An 18,026-nucleotide genomic window follows, 5' to 3' on the forward strand; every position below is an offset into this window, starting at 1 on the left:
GCTGCCGAAAACTGCGTAACCCATTGTTTACCAAGGAGTTTTCCGTTTCGACTACGCCGGAAGTGGGGCGAATTATAGGCGCACAGAATCTGGCGTCAAGGGCTAATTACGCTTTTCCTGCAGAAGCTGCTTTTTTCGTAATAAGTCGAGGGATTCGGCGCATTACCGCAGGTATACGCAATACCAGCAGCAGCGCACCTATAGATGCATAGATAGCCCACTCCTTCAGGTCAGCCCGCACGATCCACAACATATGCAGCAGTCCAAGCCCAAGAATCACATAGACCAAGCGATGCAGCTTCTTCCAACGACTGCCCAGTCGACGCTGGCTATAACGGTTAGACGTCACCGCTAACATCAACAATGACAAGAAACCTAACGTACCCACAATAATGTAAGGCCGCTTACGTAGCTCAACCCCAAGCTGCGACCAATCCAGACCCAGAACAAACACACAATAGGCCGCCAGATGCAGCACCACATAAGCAAAGCACCACAACCCAAGCTGCCGCCGCACCGCTATCCACCCCGCCCAGCCGCTCAACTTTTGCAGCGGCGTCATCCCCAGCGTGATCAGCAGCAAAATCAAAGTGCCCAACCCCAACCGATCAACCAGCACCTTTCCCGGATCTGGGCCCAAGGCAAAACTCCACGCTTCATACAGCCATATCAACGGCCACACTGCCGCCGCTATAAAAACGCCGATACGCCAGACGGGGTAACGCATCAGTAGTTCTTCCGCAGATCGAGGCCTGCATATAAAGAAGCAACCTCATCCGAGTAGCCATTGAACATCTGCGTCTCACGCACATTCGGACTGAATAAACCACTTGGCAGACGACGCTCCCGCGCCTGGGTCCAACGTGGATGGTCCACCGTAGGGTTCACGTTCGCATAAAACCCATACTCGTCCGCGGCAATGCTCTGCCATGTGGTTTTCGGCTGCTCACTCACAAGGCTGATCCGCACGATGGACTTCACACTCTTGAAACCGTACTTCCAAGGCACGACCAGACGTAACGGTGCACCATTCTGATTGGGCAACTCGCGCCCATACATGCCAACGGCAAGAATCGCCAAAGGATTCATCGCCTCATCCAGGCGCAACCCCTCGACATAAGGCCAGTCGATCAAGCCAAAACTCGAACGCTGACCAGGCATACTCTTGGGGTCCTGGAGGGTTTCGAAACGAATGTACTTAGCCTTGGAGGTCGGCTCAACTTGCTTAAGCAACGCAGAGATCGGAAAGCCCATCCACGGTATGACCATCGACCACGCCTCGACACAGCGCAGCCGGTAGATCCGCTCCTCCAACTGATAGGGTTTCATGAAATCTTCCAACGCATAACGCCCCGGCTTGGCAACCTCACCATCAATCACAACACTCCAGGGTTCGGTCTTGAGCGAACCCGCATTGTTCGCGGGATCGCCCTTGTCAGTGCCAAACTCATAAAAGTTGTTGTAGTGGGTTGCGTCCTTGAACGGGGTGATAGCTTCACCTGCAACTGTCACCGCCTGCCATTTCGTACCTGGCAGCTTGTCAGCAAACCAGGCCGGCGCCTTCCCCGGCTCAACATCGGCATACCGCGCAGCGTCATCCGCACTGGCCCAGCGCGGCAAGCTGCTGGCGGCGATACCGGCAAGCGCACCACCGAGCAAGCTGCGGCGAGAGAGGTAGAAAGACTCGGGGGTGACATCCGACTCGTGGCAATCGGACGCTTTAGGCAATTTGATTAACATGGCAACTCCGCAGCATTGGAGGACTGATGCACCAATAGACTGCGGAGTATGGGGGAAATTACATTAAGGCAATGTTTTGTCCCGACGCATATGCAGCAAGTACTGAACCGGCCCGGAAGCGGCGTAGACCAGGAAGGCCAACAGCAGAATCCGAGGCGGATCGCTGAAGACCACTGCAAATACCAGCACCACTGCCAGGATCGCCACGAAAGGTACACGCCCCTTGAGGTCAAGCTCCTTGAAGCTGTTGTACTTGATGTTGCTGACCATCAGCATACCGGCCGCTGCAACCATCAACGCCACCAGGAACGACATTTTCGAACCCTGGATGCCGTAGTCACTGAATGCCCAGACGATACCCGCTACGACACCCGCCGCTGCCGGACTGGCCAGCCCGATGAAGTAACGCTTGTCGGCAGTACCTACCTGGGTATTGAAACGCGCCAGGCGCAACGCCGCACCCGCGACATAGATGAAGGCAACCATCCAGCCAACCTTGCCCATGTCACCCAGCGCCCAGGCAAATGCCAACAATGCCGGAGCCACCCCAAACGCAACCATGTCCGACAGCGAGTCGTACTCGGCACCGAAGGCACTTTGGGTGTTGGTCATACGTGCAACACGACCATCCAGACCGTCGAGCACCATGGCCACGAAAATGGCGATAGCCGCAAAACCGAAGTACTTGCTGGCATTCGCGGCATCACCTGCCGCCAGCGCACTCTGGGCGCTCATGGAGTTGATGATGGAATAGAAACCGGCAAACAGGTTCGCCGTGGTAAACAGATTGGGCAGCAGATAGATGCCACGGTGCCGGACCTTACGGCCTTCCGCGTCATGCCCTTCTTCGACATGCTCATCGATCGGTAGCAGGCTTTCGGCGTCAGGAGCCTGGTTAGGCTCGTCGGGACGTTCGCTCATGGACTTTACCTTGCAACGGTGTGAAAAAAATTCGACCAATACTTGCGGCGAGTGTTCGCCCGCAAACGATGCAGCTTTATACCAGAACCCGCCCCCAAACGAAAAAACGCGGCCTAAGCCGCGTTTTCTCTTGATGCGTACGACTTAGTTTTTGGCTTTGTCGACGATCTTGTTGGCACCGATCCACGGCATCATGGAGCGCAGTTGCTCGCCGATGACTTCGATACCGTGAGCGGCGTTGTTACGACGCTTGGCGGTCATCGAAGGGTAGCCGGTAGCGCCTTCGGTGATGAACATTTTGGCGTATTCGCCGTCCTGAATACGTTTCAGGGCGTTGCGCATAGCCTGGCGGGACTCGGCGTTGATCACTTCCGGGCCAGTCACGTACTCGCCGTATTCGGCGTTGTTGGAGATCGAGTAGTTCATGTTGGCGATACCGCCTTCGTACATGAGGTCGACGATCAGCTTCAGTTCGTGCAGGCACTCGAAGTAGGCCATTTCCGGCGCGTAGCCAGCTTCAACCAGGGTTTCGAAACCGGCTTTTACCAGCTCAACGGTACCGCCGCACAGAACGGCTTGTTCGCCGAACAGGTCGGTTTCGGTCTCGTCCTTGAAGGTGGTTTCGATGATGCCGGTGCGACCGCCACCCACGCCAGCAGCGTAGGACAGTGCAACGTTCTTGGCATTGCCCGAGGCGTCCTGGTAGATCGCGATCAGGTCAGGGATACCGCCGCCTTTGACGAACTCGGAACGCACGGTGTGACCCGGTGCTTTCGGCGCGATCATGATCACGTCCAGGTCAGCACGTGGCACAACCTGGTTGTAGTGAATCGCAAAACCGTGGGAGAAGGCCAGGGTGGCGCCCTTCTTGATGTTCGGTTCGATTTCGTTCTTGTACAGCGCGGACTGGAACTCGTCCGGGGTCAGGATCATGACCAGGTCGGCAGCAGCAACAGCGGAAGCAACATCAGTCACTTTCAGGCCGTGGGCTTCTGCCTTGGCAACAGTGGCCGAGCCTTTGCGCAAGCCAACAGTCACGTCAACGCCGGAGTCTTTCAGGTTGCAAGCTTGCGCGTGACCCTGGGAGCCGTAGCCGATGATGGCGACTTTCTTGCCCTGGATGATCGACAGGTCACAATCTTTTTCGTAATAAACTTTCATGAGGTTCCTCTATATATCCAGGCCGTAAGGCCATTCACTAATTTGGGTTAGATGCTGAGTACTTTGTCGCCACGGGCAATCCCGGTGACACCACTGCGTACCGTCTCCAGAATCGAGGCCGTCCCGATCGACTGGATGAAGCTGTCCAGCTTGTCGCTTGTACCGGTCAGTTGCACGGTATAAACGCTGGCGCTTACATCGACGATCTGCCCGCGATAGATGTCGGTGGTGCGCTTGATCTCGGCACGTTGGGCACCCGTGGCCTTGACCTTAACCAGCATCAGCTCGCGCTCGATGTGGGCACTTTCCGACAGATCGACCAGCTTGACCACTTCGATCAGCTTGTTGAGGTTCTTGGTGATCTGCTCGATCACCTCATCGTGGCCCACGGTGGTCAACGTCAGGCGCGACAGGGTCGGGTCTTCGGTCGGGGCCACGGTCAGGCTTTCGATGTTGTAGTTGCGTTGCGAAAACAGGCCGACAACACGAGACAGAGCGCCGGGTTCGTTCTCCAGAAGCAGGGAGATAATGTGCCGCATGATTAAGTACGCTCCGTCTTGTTCAGCCACATGTCGCGCATAGAGCCGTCTTTGATCTGCATCGGGTAGACGTGCTCGCTGGTATCCACCTTGATATCGATGAACACCAGGCGGTCCTTCATGGCGAACGCCTCTTCCATCTTCGGCTTGAGATCTTTCAGATCGGTGATGCGAATGCCGACATGGCCATAGGCTTCAACCAACTTGATGAAATCCGGCAACGATTCCATGTAGGAATGGGAGTGACGGCTACCGTAGCTCATGTCCTGCCACTGACGAACCATGCCCAGCACGCCGTTGTTCAAGCAGACGATCTTCACCGGAAGACCGTACTGCAGACACGTCGACAGTTCCTGGATGTTCATCTGGATGCTGCCTTCACCGGTGACGCACGCCACGTCGGTGTCCGGGAAGCTCAGTTTCACCCCCATGGCCGCCGGGAAACCAAAGCCCATCGTGCCCAAGCCGCCGGAGTTGATCCAGCGGTTAGGCTTGTCGAACTTGTAGTACTGCGCCGCGAACATCTGGTGCTGGCCCACATCGGAGGTCACAAAGGCATCGCCCTTGGTCACTTCGCACAGGGTTTCGATCACGGTTTGTGGCTTGATGATGCTGCCGTCGCCCTTGTCATAAGGGAACAGGCCGCGATCGCCACGCCATTCGTCGATCTGCTTCCACCAACTGGCAACGGATTCTTTGTTCGGCGTCTCGCCGATGTCCTTGAGCGCAGCGACCATTTCGGTCAATACGCTTTCCACAGGACCCACGATCGGCACGTCGGCCTTGATGGTCTTGGAGATGGACGCCGGATCGATGTCGATGTGGATGATCTTGGCATTCGGGCAAAACTTGCTCGCGCCGTTGATCACGCGGTCATCAAAACGGGCACCCACAGCCAAAATCACGTCGGCATGGTGCATGGCCAGGTTGGCGGTGTAGCTGCCGTGCATGCCGAGCATGCCAACGAACTGACGGTCCGTACCCGGGAAGGCGCCGAGGCCCATCAGGGTATTGGTGACCGGCAGGTTGAGCAGCTTGGCCAATTCGGTCAACGGTGCGGAACCGCCACCCAGGATCACGCCGCCACCCGAGTACAGCACAGGGCGCTTGGCCGCCAGGAGCATTTCTGCCGCCTTGCGGATTTGCCCCGAGTGCCCACGGACGGCCGGGCTGTAGGAACGCAGCTTGGCTTTCTTCGGGAAGACGTATTCGAATTTTTCAGCCGGGTTGGTCATGTCTTTAGGGATATCGACCACGACAGGGCCCGGGCGACCGGACTGTGCGAGGTAGAAGGCCTTTTTCATGACTTCCGGGATTTCCGACGCATGCTTGATCATGAAGCTGTGTTTCACGATCGGCCGGGAGATACCGATCATGTCGGTTTCCTGGAACGCGTCGGTGCCGACCATGGTGCTAGGCACCTGGCCAGAGATGATCACCATCGGGATGGAGTCCATATAGGCAGTCGCAATGCCGGTAATGGCATTCGTTGCGCCTGGGCCGGACGTTACCAATACCACGCCGGCTTTACCGGTGGCACGGGCGTAGCCGTCAGCCATATGGGTCGCGGCCTGTTCGTGGCGAACCAGGATGTGGGTAACAGCCGGTTCCTTGAACAGTGCGTCGTAAACATGCAGCAGAGCACCACCTGGGTACCCGTAGATATAGTCGACGCCTTCGTCACGCAAAAAGCGGACGAGCATCTCACCGCCAGATAAAAGCTCCACGTTGTTCACCTCTAAAACGCCAGAATACCGTCCGTTGAAAACCGACGGGTCTTAATAGGTTTACTTCTCAACAGAGCATGAGCGACGGTGGTCGCCGACTACGTCAGCACTGACTGAGCAAGTATTGGGATCGTCCCAAGTGTTGCGGGCTTTTCCCACCCAGCGCGAGGTAACGCGTTGCGGGTGTAACAGGTCGGCGCGGATGTGCGCCTCATGATCTGCTGAGCGGGCCTGCTTCTGGCAGTCCCGATACAGCGGACTTTGGATTCTTCTGTTTCAGGCCGTTCAAGTCAAGCAATAATTGCGCTTTTTTCCAACTAAGCGCATGAGAACGCAGAAGAAAGGGCTTTGAGGAGGGATAAAACTCGCCTGAATGTCGTCAAGCGGTAGAAATATGCGCAAGACTGCCGGAAAACCCGGCAGTCAGGCAATTAACGAGCGTCGACGATCAATTGATCGAACTTTTTCAGCGCATTACGCAAGCCAATGCTTTCTCGCGGCCGATCGGCATAGACCATCTCGGCCATTTCCAGGATCCCCGATGCGCCGGGCAGCGGCAGGTCCTGTTCGAGGATCTGCTTCATGCGCGCCAGGAAGATCCATTGCAGCCACTGGTGAAAGTCCAGGGTATCCACCGAAAACGGCTCAACGCTGCTAAGCGCCTCGACGCCGGGGGGGACCTCATCCCACCAGCCCTGAATGCGCAACTCCCGCTCGATCAGCAATAACTGTTCGGCAATCGCAGGAAACCGTACATCCATCAGAGGCTGACCTTGGCTTTTTGACGGGCCTGGGCGGCGCCCGCGGCGTCACCTTGTGCGGCACGTGCATCTCCGATCAACGCCCACAGGCTGGCTTGCAGATCAGGACGCCCGCTGGCCAGCGTGAGGCCACGGCGGGCGAACTGCTCGGCTTGCGGCGCATCGCCCTGGGCCATGCGCACCTGCGCCAGGCGATACAGCACTTGTGGCTCACGCGGTGCAACGCGTTGCGCACGCTCAAGGCTCGAAGACGCACCGTTCAGGTCGCCACCGGCCTGTTGTTGCTGAGCCGTCGTCAGCAAGGCCAGCACCGGGCCATCCAACTGTTCGTCAGCCGACAAACCGCCCGAGCTGGAGGAGGACGGAATGCCACTTGGCGTCGACGGCATGTTGTAGGTGCCCTGGTTGATCGGCGCAGCCTGAATAGGCGTGGAGTCGATCGGCCCAGAGGTGCTTGGACCAGGCGTCCATGGCTCAGCGCTGATCGGGGCCGACGTAGCCGCGCCGCCGCCCGGCACCATCACCACCACGCCCGAATCCTGCGGCACGGCTTGAGGCTTGGCCTGCGCCGGACGATTGGTCACGGTCTGGCGGAAACCGCCATTGGCCGAGATCCGATCGTTATTGGAGACGGCTGTGCTCGAATCCACCACGGGGATGGAGCCGCGCTGCACGCTGGAGCAACCGCTGAGCAAAGCCAATGTTGTAATAGCTGGAATCAACCACTTGTTCACTTGAAACCCTCTTTGCTTAATTCATCCAGCCCTTGACCCAATCCATCACCGATTCCGCGTCCGCAGGGGCACCGCCACCGCACGCAGCACCGGGTGGTGGTTCGCTGCCGCGAATATACGGCATCTGGACTGCGCCCGGACAGTTGGCATCGGAGCCCTGGCCGGTATGCGGATCAATCCAGGCCTGCACGATGTTATCCGGCTGCGGCATGTTCAATGGCAACGGATCGGCCTTGCGCATAAAACTGGTCCAGACCTGCAACGCACCGGTAGCACCGGTAAATGGCGTCTTGCCATTGTCGTCACGGCCCAACCACACCACGGCCAGTACATCCTGACCGAAACCTGCAAACCAACTGTCGCGCGAATCGTTACTGGTACCGGTCTTGCCCGCCAGCGTCAGGTTTGACGGCAGGACTTTATAGACCGAGCTACCGGTACCTTCACGCATCACGCGCTGCATGGCGTTCTGGATCAGGTAGATGGAGCCCGCATCGAAACGCTGCTGGATCTGGAACGGGTAGCGCTTGAGCGGCTCGCCCTCGGCCGTCAGCACACTGCGGATCCCGCGCATCGGGGTGTTGAAGCCACCGTTGGCGAGGGTCTGGTACATGGTCGCGACTTCCATCGGCGTCATCGCACCGGCACCCAGCAGGATCGATGGGAACGCCGGGAATTCGCGGGTTATACCCAGTCGCGCCAGCGTCTTGAGCACATTCGGCACGCCCACTTCCAGGCCAAGCCGAGAGGTGGAGATGTTGTAGGAATGCGCCAAGCCCTGATACAGGAACACCGTGCCGTGGGAGCGGCGATCGAAGTTCTGTGGCGTCCACACCTGGCCGTCGCCGCCTTTGACCGACAAAGGATCATCCGACAGCCAACTGGTCAGCGTGTACTTGCTCGGTTTTTCCAACGCCGTAAGGTAGACCGCAGGCTTGACCAGCGAACCAATCGGCCGCACGGCATCCAGTGCGCGGTTGAAGCCGGCAAAACTCGCCTGGCGACTGCCGATCATGGCTTGAACTTCACCGGTTTCCGGGTTCGTCACCACCATCGCGGCTTCTACTTCATCGGAACCTTTACGCCCCGTCAGACGCTTGAAGGTGTCGCTGACAGACGCTTCGGCTTTCATCTGCAGGATCGGATCAAAACTGGTGAAGATTCGCAGGCCTTCTTCGGTCAAGTCTTCGTCGCGGTAGTCTTCACGCAGTTGGCGTTTGACCAGATCGATAAAGCCGGGGAATGAACTGTCCGCCAACTTGCCGCGGGTTGTCACACCCAGTGGCATTTTCTTCGCCGCGGCTACTTGTTCAGCCGTGGCCACGCCTTGCTGTTCAAGCACATCCAGCACCAGGTTACGGCGCTCCAGCGCACGCTCCGGATTGCGACGCGGGTTGTAGTAGGAAGGCCCCTTGACCATGCCCACCAACAACGCCACTTGATGCAACTTCAACTCGGACAGCGGCTGACCGAAGAAGAACTGGCTGGCCAGACCGAAGCCGTGCACCGCGCGCTGGCCGTCCTGGCCGACGAAGACTTCGTTGAGGTACGCCTCAAGGATTTCCTGCTTGCTGTAGTGCAGCTCAAGCAGCATCGCCATCATCGCTTCGGTGAGCTTACGGGTCAGGCTGCGCTCGTTGGTGAGGTAGAAGTTCTTCACCAACTGCTGGGTCAGCGTACTGCCGCCCTGAGTCATCCTGCCGCCGGACGTATTCACCCAAACCGCACGGGCAATCGACTTCGGCGACACACCCCAGTGGCTATAAAAGTCGCGATCCTCGACCGCAACCAGGGTTTCCAGCAGGTACGGCGCACCTGATCAAGCTTGATCAGGATGCGATCTTCAAGGTTCTTCGGGTAAATCCCGCCGATCATCAACGGCTCAAGGCGGACCACCGGCAATTTCGAGCCGTTGAGGGAGGACAACTCGGCCACGTAGTCACCGGAGAAGCGCACGCGTACCGGCTGGGCTTTTTCCAGGCCTTCATAGAACTGGAAGCCACGGGTATTCAGGTCGACCGTGTTACCGCTGACGGCGGCCGCACCCGGGCCATTGCTCACGGGTTCGCGGCGGTAGCCGAGGGCGTCCAGTTCGGTGAGGAAGTCATCCTTGCTCAGCTTCTGGCCGCTGAACAGTTCCAGCGGGCGTGCATACACCTTGGCCGGGATGGTCCAGCGCTTGCCGGAGAACTTCTCTTGGACCACTGCGTCGAGGTACACCGCGAATCCGGCGAGCACCACAAGGCCTACAAGGCCGAGCTTGAGCGCCCAGCCAAGCCACGGACGCAGGCCGCGGGAAGGAGGTTTTTTACGGGAACGGGGAGATCGGGATCGAGTCATGGCGGCGGATTATACGCACTTTATTGATGATCAACATGAGCCGGACAGCGGTTTGCACGACCGTCCGTAGCAGCCATAATGCGCGCCATGATTTCCCCCAGACTCTGAAGGATCGCCCGTGAGCCAGTCACTGATCGCCGCCCTGCAAAACCCGGCTTTGTACCCTCATCCGGTTGAAGCGTTCCAAGTCATCGAGACCCATATTTCGTGGGTCGTATTGACCGGTCCCTACGCTTATAAGTTGAAGAAACCGATGAACTTCGGCTTTCTGGACTTCACCGACCTGGAAAAGCGCGGGCACTTCTGCAATGAAGAGCTGCGCCTGAACCAGCGCCTGACGAACGATTTGTATCTGGATGTGCTGCCGATTACCGGTACCGCCGAAGCCCCCCAATTGGGCGGCGACGGCCCAGTGATCGAATATGCACTGAAGATGCGCCAGTTCCCGCAAAGCCAACTGCTCAGCACCCTGCAAGCCAATGGCGAACTGACTGCCGCGCACATCGATGAAATGGCCAGGCAGATCGCACACTTCCATCTCACCGCGCCGAAAGTGCCACAAGCCCACCCTGCCGGCACCCCCGACGAAGTGATGGCACCGGTACGGCAGAACTTCGACCAGATCCGTCCGTTTCTGAGCGACAAGGCCGACCTGATTCAACTGGAAGCCCTGCAAGCCTGGGCCGAAAGCAGTTTCGACCGCCTCAAGCCGCTGCTGGCACAGCGCAAGCTCGACGGCTTCACCCGCGAGTGCCATGGTGACATCCACCTCGGCAATGCCACCTTGATTGATGGCCAGGTGGTGATTTTCGACTGCATCGAGTTCAACGAGCCGTTTCGCTTCACCGACGTGTACGCCGACACCGGCTTCCTGGCCATGGACCTGGAAGACCGTGGCCTCAAGTCCCTGGCCCGCCGCTTCATCAGCCAGTACCTGGAGCTGACCGGTGACTATCAGGGCCTTGAAGTGCTGAACTTCTATAAAGCCTACCGCGCCCTGGTGCGTGCCAAAGTGTCGTTGTTCAGCATGCCGAGCGAAGCAAGCCCGGTACAACGGGCCACCACCCTGCGCCAGTACCGCAACTACGCCAACCTGGCAGAAAGCTACAGCACCATTCCTTCACGTTTTCTGGCGATTACCCACGGCGTCTCGGCTGTGGGCAAAAGCCACGTATCCATGCGCCTGGTAGAGGCGCTCGGTGCCGTACGTGTGCGCTCGGATGTGGAACGCAAGCGCCTGTTCGGCGAGCAGCACGTGGAAAACACACCCCAGGCCGGCATCTATGCATCCGATGCCAGCGCCAAGACCTACGCTCGCTTGAACGACATCGCAGATACCGTGCTGCGCGCCGGCTTCCCGGTGGTACTGGATGCCACCTTCCTGAAACGCGAACAACGTGAAACCGCCGCCAAGGTTGCCGAAGCTACCGGTGCGCCCTTCCTGATTCTGGATTGCAACGCCCCCCAGGCCGTTATCAGCAGTTGGCTGGCGCAACGTCAGGCAGACAAAAACGATCCATCCGACGCGACCCTGGCCGTTATCGAAGCCCAGCAGGCAAACCGTGACCCACTTACAGCTGAAGAGCTGTTGCTGAGCAAACGCGTGGAGACCAATCAAAGCGGGACCCTCGACGCGGTAGTTGCACAAATTCGCCAGCGCTTGCCAGGCCTGTAAGAAAAATTTCTTGGTCGTGTCGTCTACTTGGGCGCACGACCGAGCAATAGTGGCACTATAATGGCGTCATAAATCCAACAGGAGTTCGCCGTCATGACTCAGCCCAAGCTTCTTGATACCCCGCTCTACTCGCTCCTGCATAAAGACGATGTTCGCGGCTTCAACCAGGAGCGTCCGAAAGACGGCGCTATCGATATGCGCGGTGGTGACTTCCGTGGGCTGGACTTGCGTGAATTGAACGCCACTGGCGTCGACTTCACCGACGCGTACTTCCGCTCCGCCGACTTGCGCGGCCTGGATTTACGCGACTGCTCGCTGGAGGGCGCCAGCCTGGCCCATGCGCAGATTTCGGGCACCTACTTCCCACCTGAATTGACTGCCGACGAGATCCTCATGTCGGTCAATTTCGGCACGCGCCTGCGCTACCGCACTAAGTAACACGCGCCCCAAGCCCGACTACGCGCAACGCGTAGCGGGCTGCTCATGCCTGCTCGCTGTCAAAATCTCCGCGCCATTCTTATAAGCGTTTGGGTCGTTTCGGACCAAAGAACCACGCTTTTCCTACTGAACGCTACACTCCTGTTCAGGCTTGCCTGGTCACGAATACCCACCGCACCCTTCGGCCGTCGCAAGGAGGCTTGATGAACGATGAGCTGCAACACCTGAAAAACCTTGGCAAGACGTCAGCGCAGTGGCTGCATGCGGTGGGCATCCACAGCGCGTCGGACTTGCGGCGCCTGGGCGCAGTCGATGCGTATCGCGCAGTAAGAACTCGTGGGTTCCGCGCATCGAAGGTTTTGCTGTATGCGATCGAGGGGGCGCTGATGGACGTGCACTGGAACGACATTCCCGCCGAGCGCAAGGAAGCGTTGAACCGCCAACTGGATGCCATTTCAACGCGTCAGAAGAATTAGATCGACCAGAAAACCCAATGTTTACGGAGGTTTCGAACGACCGTTTGAGAAAAACGGAAGATCGTTCAAAAACTTGTGTTGACTCTCAAATGAGAATCGTTATGATTATCACAACTGGTCGCGAGATCAGCCGATAACTGAAAGACCATTGGTTCGGACTCTCAGATTATCTCCTCATCAGGCTAATCACGGTTATTTGACCCGGCTCTTGCCGGGTCTTTTTTTTGCCTGCAAGAAAGCAGACTTCAGCGCGCAATGATCAGCGGATGCCCACGCTCCGGGTGTGGCTGAACCAACACATCCAGACCAAATACAGCCTTGAGCGGCTCAGGCCGCAGCACCTTCACCGGCGTGTCCAAAGCATGGGGGCGCCCCTCCTCCAGCAGCAGAATGCGATCACAGTAACGCGCAGCAAGGTTCAGGTCATGGAGGATCACCAGTACGGCCGCGCCCCGATCGGCAAAGGTACGGATGGCCTGCAATGTCGTGTGCTGATGCAGGGGATCAAGCATCGACGTCGGCTCATCCAGCAGCAACGTCTGCCCCGCTTCACCCGGCCATAGCTGCGCCAGCACTCGGGCCAAGTGCACGCGCTGGCGCTCGCCACCGGACAATGCCAGGTAACTGCGGCCACTCAAGTGTGCGACATCCGCGGCATGCAAGGCTGCGTTGATGATTTCGTCATCCCGCACACGTCCGGTCTGGTGGGGCAGACGGCCCATGCCGACGACCTCCTCGACGCGGAAGGCGAAATCCAGGGTCGAGCTTTGTGGCAACACCGCCAGACGCTGGGCGCGCTGCGATCCGGTCCAGTCTTTCAACGCCTGCTGGCCCAGCCATACCCTGCCTTGATCGGGATGCAACTCACCGCATAATGCCCCCAGCAAAGTGCTCTTGCCGGCGCCATTGGGACCCAGCACGCCCAGCACTTGGCCTGGCAGCAGGTCGAGAGTGACATCCGCCAGCACGGTTTTACGACCGCGGCGGACCTGCAGGTCTTCAGCACGCAGCATCAGGCACGCCCCCGCAACAACAGGTAAAGAAAAAACGGCGCACCAATGAACGCAGTCACTATGCCGATCGGCAACTCTGCTGGCGCCAAGGCCAGCCGTGCAACCAAGTCGGCAAACAGCAGCAGGCTCGCGCCCGCCAAGATTGAAGCCGGCAGTAACACACGGTGATCAGGCCCTGCCAGCAATCTGACCAGATGCGGCACCACCAGCCCCACAAAACCGATCATGCCCGCTGCAGCCACCGCTGCACCGACACCTAATGCGGTACAGAACACCAACTCGCGCTTGAGCGCTTCAACATCAATACCCAAGTGACTGGCCTCAGACTCACCCAGCAGCAGCGCATTCAACGCCTTGGCCCGGCGCGGCAACCAAAGCGCCACCCCCGCACTGACCAAAAGCAACGGCCATAATCGCGAATAGCTCGCACCGTTGAGGCTGCCCAGGTTCCAGAACGCCAAGGTCCGCAGGGTGGCGTCGTCCGCCAAATAGGTGAACAAGCCCACCGCCGAGCCCGCCAACGCGGTCAGGGCAATACCGGCGAGCAGCATCGTCGCTACATTGGTCTGGCCGTTACGCCGGCCCAGTCGATACACCAGCGCAGTCACGCCCAACCCGCCAAGAAATGCGCACAGCGATAGAAGGTACGGCCCGAATGCGTCCGGCAATCCTCCGAAGAACGAACCACCAACGATGGCGACAGCCGCTCCGAGCGCCGCACCACTGGACACCCCCACCAACCCAGGATCGGCCAGCGGGTTGCGAAACAGCCCTTGCATGGCCACGCCCGACAATGCCAGCACGCCCCCTACCGCCAGGCCCAGCAAGGTACGCGGCAACCGAATCTGCCCCAGGATAAGCTCGGCCTGCTCCAGCCCCTGCGCTTCAATCGGCACGCCCACCAAACGCAAAGCCGCCTTGAGCGTATCCAGCAATGGCAGACTCACCGGCCCCAACGCCAACGAGAGCCAGATCGCCAATACACACAACAGCGTCAGCCCGATAAACAGGGTTTTGGGCTTCACCAGTGCGGTCATGGGGCCGGTTTAGCCTGGGACGGATAAAACCCGGCAGACAATTTCGCCAAGCTTTGCGGCATACGCGGCCCGAGCCCGCCCACCAGCAGTGTTGGGTCCAGCTCAAATACCCGCCCGCTCTTGGCCGCCGGCGTCGAAGCGAGGATAGGATTTTCTTTGAACAGGGCCGCACGGGCTGCATCCCCCGTGAGGGCACGATCAGCGAACACCAGTACATCCGGGCTCAGCCCTGCCAGCGACTCCACCGAAAACGGTTTGTAACCCGTATGGGTGGCCAGGTTGTGCCCGCCCGCCTGCTGCACCATCCAATCACCCGCCGTGTCCTTGCCGGCAATCAGCGGCTTGCCGCCGGCGTGACCAATCAACAGCAAAACACCTGGGGCCTTTTGCGAGGCCCGGGCCTTGGCGAGCGAGCTTTTCTGCTGATCAAGCGCCTGCTCATATCCGGTAAATAATTCGTTGGCCTTGGCCTCATCGCCCAGCAATTTGCCCAGGTGCTGAAGGTTGCCTTTCAAAGTCGCTAGATCCGGCTGCGCCGAGAACATTTCAACCTGGACGCCCGCACTGCGAATCTGCGCAATTACCGGCGGCGGCCCCATCTCTTCGGTGCCCACCAGCACTTGGGGGCGCAGGCTGAGAATGCCCTCCGCCGACAATTGCCGCTGATAGCCGATACTGGGCAACGATTTGAGCGACTCAGGATGCTGGCTGGTGGTATCCACGCCAACCAACTTCGGTTCACCGCCCAGAGCCGTCACCCATTCCGACAGCGCCCCACCGGCACTGACCCAGCGTTGTGGCTGTTCCGAGGCGTGCGCCCCGGGGTTGACCAGCAGTCCGACAACAAGCGCAATAGCGCTGGTACTCAGGCGCATAACAGGGTTTCCTTGCGAGGGCAGGGCCTTTCGAGCACTCGTTGATGTGACAGGTAATCCCTGCCGGGCATCGAACTGAGCACCCAGTCAGCTAATGGGCGAAGCCGGCATTTGATAATTGTTTGCATTTGAACGTCAAGGCACTTAAGGATTGAAATGAAGTTTCTCTGCCCCTCCAAGACCCTCGCGCCAGACAGCAGCCTCGGTTTTGAAATCGATGGTTGCAAATTGTTGGCCGTACGCCGGGACGGCATTGCCTACTTCTATATCAACCGCTGCCCTCATCGCGGCATCCCGCTCGAATGGCGGCCCGACCAGTTCCTCGATGACAGTGCCAGCCTGATCCAATGTGCCACCCACGGCGCGCTGTTCCTGATCGAGAGCGGTGAATGCATTGCCGGCCCCTGCGCCGGTAAAAGCCTCGAAGCCCTGCGCGGCCGCGAAGACGAACAGGGCCTGTGGGTGGACTTCTAGTCGAGCAACACGTCCAACCGACGATCCACGCAAATCTCCTCGGCCGTCACGCGCACGCCATATGCCAACACTTCCACTCCGGCCGCTTTAGCTTCGCGCAAGGCTGCACCATAGGCGGCATCGATTTCCAGGGCTGGGCGCACGGCGTCGATTCCCGAGAGGTTGACGCAGTACAACTGCACCGCTCGCACGCCTTCACGCGCCAGGTGGGCCAACTCCCGCAGATGCTTGGCGCCACGCTGGGTCACCGCGTCAGGGAAAGCAGCAACCCGGGTGTCATCGAAACCCAGGGTGACACTTTTGACTTCGACATAGGCGGCGCCATCGGGGCACTCCAGGCGAAAGTCGATACGGCTTTTCTCCTGGCCGTAAGGCACCTCACGCTTCAATGCGGTGAAACCGTTGAGTTCGGTGATCACGCCGGCGCGTAAAGCCTCCTCGACCAACTGATTGGCGCGTGCCGTGTTAACGCACGCCAAGCGGCCTTGGGGCGTTTCGGCGATTTCCCAGGTGCCGGGCAGCTTGCGCTTGGGGTCGTTGGAACGACTGAACCAGACTTGCCCGCCCTCCACCATGCAATTGAGCATGGAACCGGTGTTGGGGCAGTGAATGGTCAACAACTCGCCGGTAACGGTCTCGATATCGGTGAGAAAACGCTTGTAGCGGCGAATCAGTCGGCCTTCTTCAAGGGGAGGATAAAAGCGCATCAGCCTTGCCAGCTCCGCAAGCCGCGGGCGATGCGCTCCACCGCCTCCTGTAGTCGATCAAGGTTTTGCGTGTAGGCAAAGCGCACATGATGGCCCGCTTGATAACGACCAAAATCCAGACCCGGTGTAAATGCGACATGCTCGGTTTCGAGGAAATGCCGGCAAAATGCGAAGGCATCCCCGCCGAACGCACTGATATCGGCGTACAAATAGAACGCCCCTTCCGGCTCGACGGCGATGCCAAAACCCAATTCGCGCAGGGCGGGCAGCAGGAAGTCGCGGCGACGGCCAAATTCGGCACGGCGCTCCTCCAGAATGCTCAGGGTTTGCGGGGTGAAGCAGGCCAATGCCGCATACTGGGCCATGCTTGGCGCGCTGATATAAAGGTTTTGCGCCAACTTCTCCAACTCACTCACCGCAGCGGGCGGGGCCACCAGCCAACCCAGGCGCCAGCCGGTCATGCCGAAATACTTAGAAAAACTATTCAGGACAAAGGCGTCGTCATCGACTTCCAGCACGCTGGCCGCGTCGGTGCCGTAGGTCAGGCCGTGATAGATCTCATCGACTACCAGATGGCCGTCGCGCGCCTTGATTGCGCTGGAAAGCCCGGCCAACTCCTCGCGAGAGAGGATCGTGCCGGTAGGATTCGCCGGTGAGGCAACCAATGCACCTACGCTGTGCTGATCCCAATGCTTGGCCACCAGTTCGGCGGTCAGTTGATAGCGTACTTCAGGCCCTACCGGCACCAGTTGCGCGGCGCCCTCAACCAGTCGCAGGAAGTGCCGGTTACACGGATAGCCCGGATCTGCCAACAACCAATGCTTGCCCGGATCCACCAGCAGGCTGCTGGCTAGCAGCAACGCGCCGGAGCCTCCCGGAGTGATCAGAATTCGCTCGGGATCGACATTCAATCCGTACCGCTGCTGGTAGAAACCGCTGATCGCCTCACGCAATTGCGGCAGGCCACGGGCCGCGGTGTAGCGCGTCTTGCCATTGGCGAGCGCCGCCTGACCGGCCTGGATGATCGGTTCAGCCGTGGTGAAATCCGGCTCGCCAATCTCCAGGTGGATGACATCGTGGCCGGCGGCCTGCAGCTCATTGGCACGCGCCAGCAATGCCATGACATGAAAAGGTTCGATGGCGCGACTGCGCGCACTGTAGGGCTGAGCCATTAGCCTTCCTTAACGGTGAGGACAAAATCAGGATTCTACCGAACCCGCGCGGTAAAACATGTTCTATTGCCTGCCTGGCCACCCAAGCGGCCACAGCAAGCGCGCACAAAACGACTAAAATCAACATTCGAGCCGAAACATACCCAGTCACGACGGGCTGCTACAGTTTGCAACCCCGACGCGACAGGCTCGACAACCGGGAGTGGCGCACCCCGAATCTATCTGGTAAGTTCGCC

The 18,026-nt window shown here is 59.0% G+C and carries 17 protein-coding genes and 1 pseudogene; 4 read left to right on the forward strand and 14 right to left on the reverse strand.

Features of this window, described 5'->3' with window-relative positions:
• Nucleotides 1-106 precede the first annotated feature (106 nt).
• The 9 genes and pseudogenes from msrQ to mrcB form a co-directional block, all read right to left on the reverse strand.
• Nucleotides 107-727 carry a protein-methionine-sulfoxide reductase heme-binding subunit MsrQ gene (msrQ, locus tag IQK56_RS01500; protein ID WP_122307151.1) on the reverse strand — a complete coding sequence of 207 codons (621 nt, stop codon included), beginning with the start codon at nt 725-727 and terminating at the stop codon, nt 107-109.
• A complete protein-coding gene (msrP, locus tag IQK56_RS01505) occupies nt 727-1,740 on the reverse strand; it encodes a protein-methionine-sulfoxide reductase catalytic subunit MsrP (RefSeq protein ID WP_122307150.1) in 1,014 nt (337 codons plus the stop codon). The genes msrQ and msrP overlap by 1 nt, the downstream gene beginning before the upstream one ends.
• Before the next feature lie 63 nt (nt 1,741-1,803).
• On the reverse strand, nt 1,804-2,661 hold the full coding sequence (pssA, locus tag IQK56_RS01510) for a CDP-diacylglycerol--serine O-phosphatidyltransferase (protein ID WP_099584823.1): 858 nt from the start codon (nt 2,659-2,661) through the stop codon (nt 1,804-1,806).
• Between the two features lie 144 nt (nt 2,662-2,805).
• On the reverse strand, nt 2,806-3,822 hold the full coding sequence (gene ilvC / locus IQK56_RS01515; RefSeq protein WP_099584822.1) for a ketol-acid reductoisomerase: 1,017 nt from the start codon (nt 3,820-3,822) through the stop codon (nt 2,806-2,808).
• 47 nt (nt 3,823-3,869) lie between these two features.
• On the reverse strand, nt 3,870-4,361 hold the full coding sequence (gene ilvN / locus IQK56_RS01520) for an acetolactate synthase small subunit (RefSeq protein WP_003176102.1): 492 nt from the start codon (nt 4,359-4,361) through the stop codon (nt 3,870-3,872).
• 2 nt (nt 4,362-4,363) lie between these two features.
• Nucleotides 4,364-6,088 carry an acetolactate synthase 3 large subunit gene (locus tag IQK56_RS01525; RefSeq protein ID WP_112196999.1) on the reverse strand — a complete coding sequence of 575 codons (1,725 nt, stop codon included), beginning with the start codon at nt 6,086-6,088 and terminating at the stop codon, nt 4,364-4,366.
• Between the two features lie 431 nt (nt 6,089-6,519).
• Entirely contained in the window at nt 6,520-6,849 is a 330-nt protein-coding gene (locus IQK56_RS01530; protein ID WP_193863848.1) for a YqcC family protein, read from the reverse strand.
• Nucleotides 6,849-7,583 (reverse strand): tetratricopeptide repeat protein, encoded by a 735-nt coding sequence (locus IQK56_RS01535; protein ID WP_150677366.1) that lies wholly within the window; start codon nt 7,581-7,583, stop codon nt 6,849-6,851. Before IQK56_RS01535 ends, IQK56_RS01530 begins: the two co-directional genes overlap by 1 nt.
• A 16-nt stretch (nt 7,584-7,599) precedes the next feature.
• A pseudogene (gene mrcB / locus IQK56_RS01540) lies at nt 7,600-9,923 on the reverse strand (penicillin-binding protein 1B).
• A gap of 118 nt (nt 9,924-10,041) precedes the next feature.
• On the opposite strand from mrcB, the gene IQK56_RS01545 reads away from it, so the two are divergent.
• The 3 genes from IQK56_RS01545 (at nt 10,042) to IQK56_RS01555 (ending at nt 12,512) form a co-directional block, all read left to right on the forward strand.
• Entirely contained in the window at nt 10,042-11,598 is a 1,557-nt protein-coding gene (locus IQK56_RS01545) for a bifunctional aminoglycoside phosphotransferase/ATP-binding protein (RefSeq protein ID WP_150762237.1), read from the forward strand.
• Between the two features lie 93 nt (nt 11,599-11,691).
• The gene (locus tag IQK56_RS01550) at nt 11,692-12,036 is read left to right on the forward strand and encodes a pentapeptide repeat-containing protein (RefSeq protein WP_112196751.1); all 345 of its coding nucleotides are present in this window, start codon (nt 11,692-11,694) and stop codon (nt 12,034-12,036) included.
• A gap of 203 nt (nt 12,037-12,239) precedes the next feature.
• Complete coding sequence (locus IQK56_RS01555; protein ID WP_071490018.1) at nt 12,240-12,512, forward strand: TfoX/Sxy family protein; 273 nt, start codon at nt 12,240-12,242, stop codon at nt 12,510-12,512.
• Between the two features lie 245 nt (nt 12,513-12,757).
• Here IQK56_RS01555 and IQK56_RS01560 read toward each other — a convergent pair whose 3' ends face one another.
• Genes IQK56_RS01560 through IQK56_RS01570 form a run of 3 tightly spaced genes read right to left on the reverse strand, consistent with a single transcriptional unit; the run spans nt 12,758 to nt 15,437 of the window.
• On the reverse strand, nt 12,758-13,525 hold the full coding sequence (locus IQK56_RS01560; RefSeq protein WP_122307145.1) for a heme ABC transporter ATP-binding protein: 768 nt from the start codon (nt 13,523-13,525) through the stop codon (nt 12,758-12,760).
• Nucleotides 13,525-14,562 (reverse strand): FecCD family ABC transporter permease, encoded by a 1,038-nt coding sequence (locus IQK56_RS01565; protein WP_099584815.1) that lies wholly within the window; start codon nt 14,560-14,562, stop codon nt 13,525-13,527. Before IQK56_RS01565 ends, IQK56_RS01560 begins: the two co-directional genes overlap by 1 nt.
• On the reverse strand, nt 14,559-15,437 hold the full coding sequence (locus tag IQK56_RS01570; protein ID WP_122307144.1) for a heme/hemin ABC transporter substrate-binding protein: 879 nt from the start codon (nt 15,435-15,437) through the stop codon (nt 14,559-14,561). The genes IQK56_RS01565 and IQK56_RS01570 overlap by 4 nt, the downstream gene beginning before the upstream one ends.
• Before the next feature lie 156 nt (nt 15,438-15,593).
• Here IQK56_RS01570 and IQK56_RS01575 point away from each other — a divergent pair, with 156 nt between their 5' ends.
• A complete protein-coding gene (locus IQK56_RS01575; protein WP_122307143.1) occupies nt 15,594-15,911 on the forward strand; it encodes a Rieske (2Fe-2S) protein in 318 nt (105 codons plus the stop codon).
• Here IQK56_RS01575 and sfsA read toward each other — a convergent pair.
• On the reverse strand, nt 15,908-16,618 hold the full coding sequence (sfsA, locus tag IQK56_RS01580; RefSeq protein WP_193863847.1) for a DNA/RNA nuclease SfsA: 711 nt from the start codon (nt 16,616-16,618) through the stop codon (nt 15,908-15,910). The genes IQK56_RS01575 and sfsA overlap by 4 nt on opposite strands.
• A complete protein-coding gene (locus IQK56_RS01585) occupies nt 16,618-17,790 on the reverse strand; it encodes a pyridoxal phosphate-dependent aminotransferase (RefSeq protein WP_193863846.1) in 1,173 nt (390 codons plus the stop codon). Before IQK56_RS01585 ends, sfsA begins: the two co-directional genes overlap by 1 nt.
• Between the last annotated feature and the right edge of the window lie 236 nt (nt 17,791-18,026).

Origin of the sequence: Pseudomonas cyclaminis, from assembly GCF_015163715.1 — a bacterium.
Taxonomy (GTDB): domain Bacteria; phylum Pseudomonadota; class Gammaproteobacteria; order Pseudomonadales; family Pseudomonadaceae; genus Aquipseudomonas; species Aquipseudomonas cyclaminis.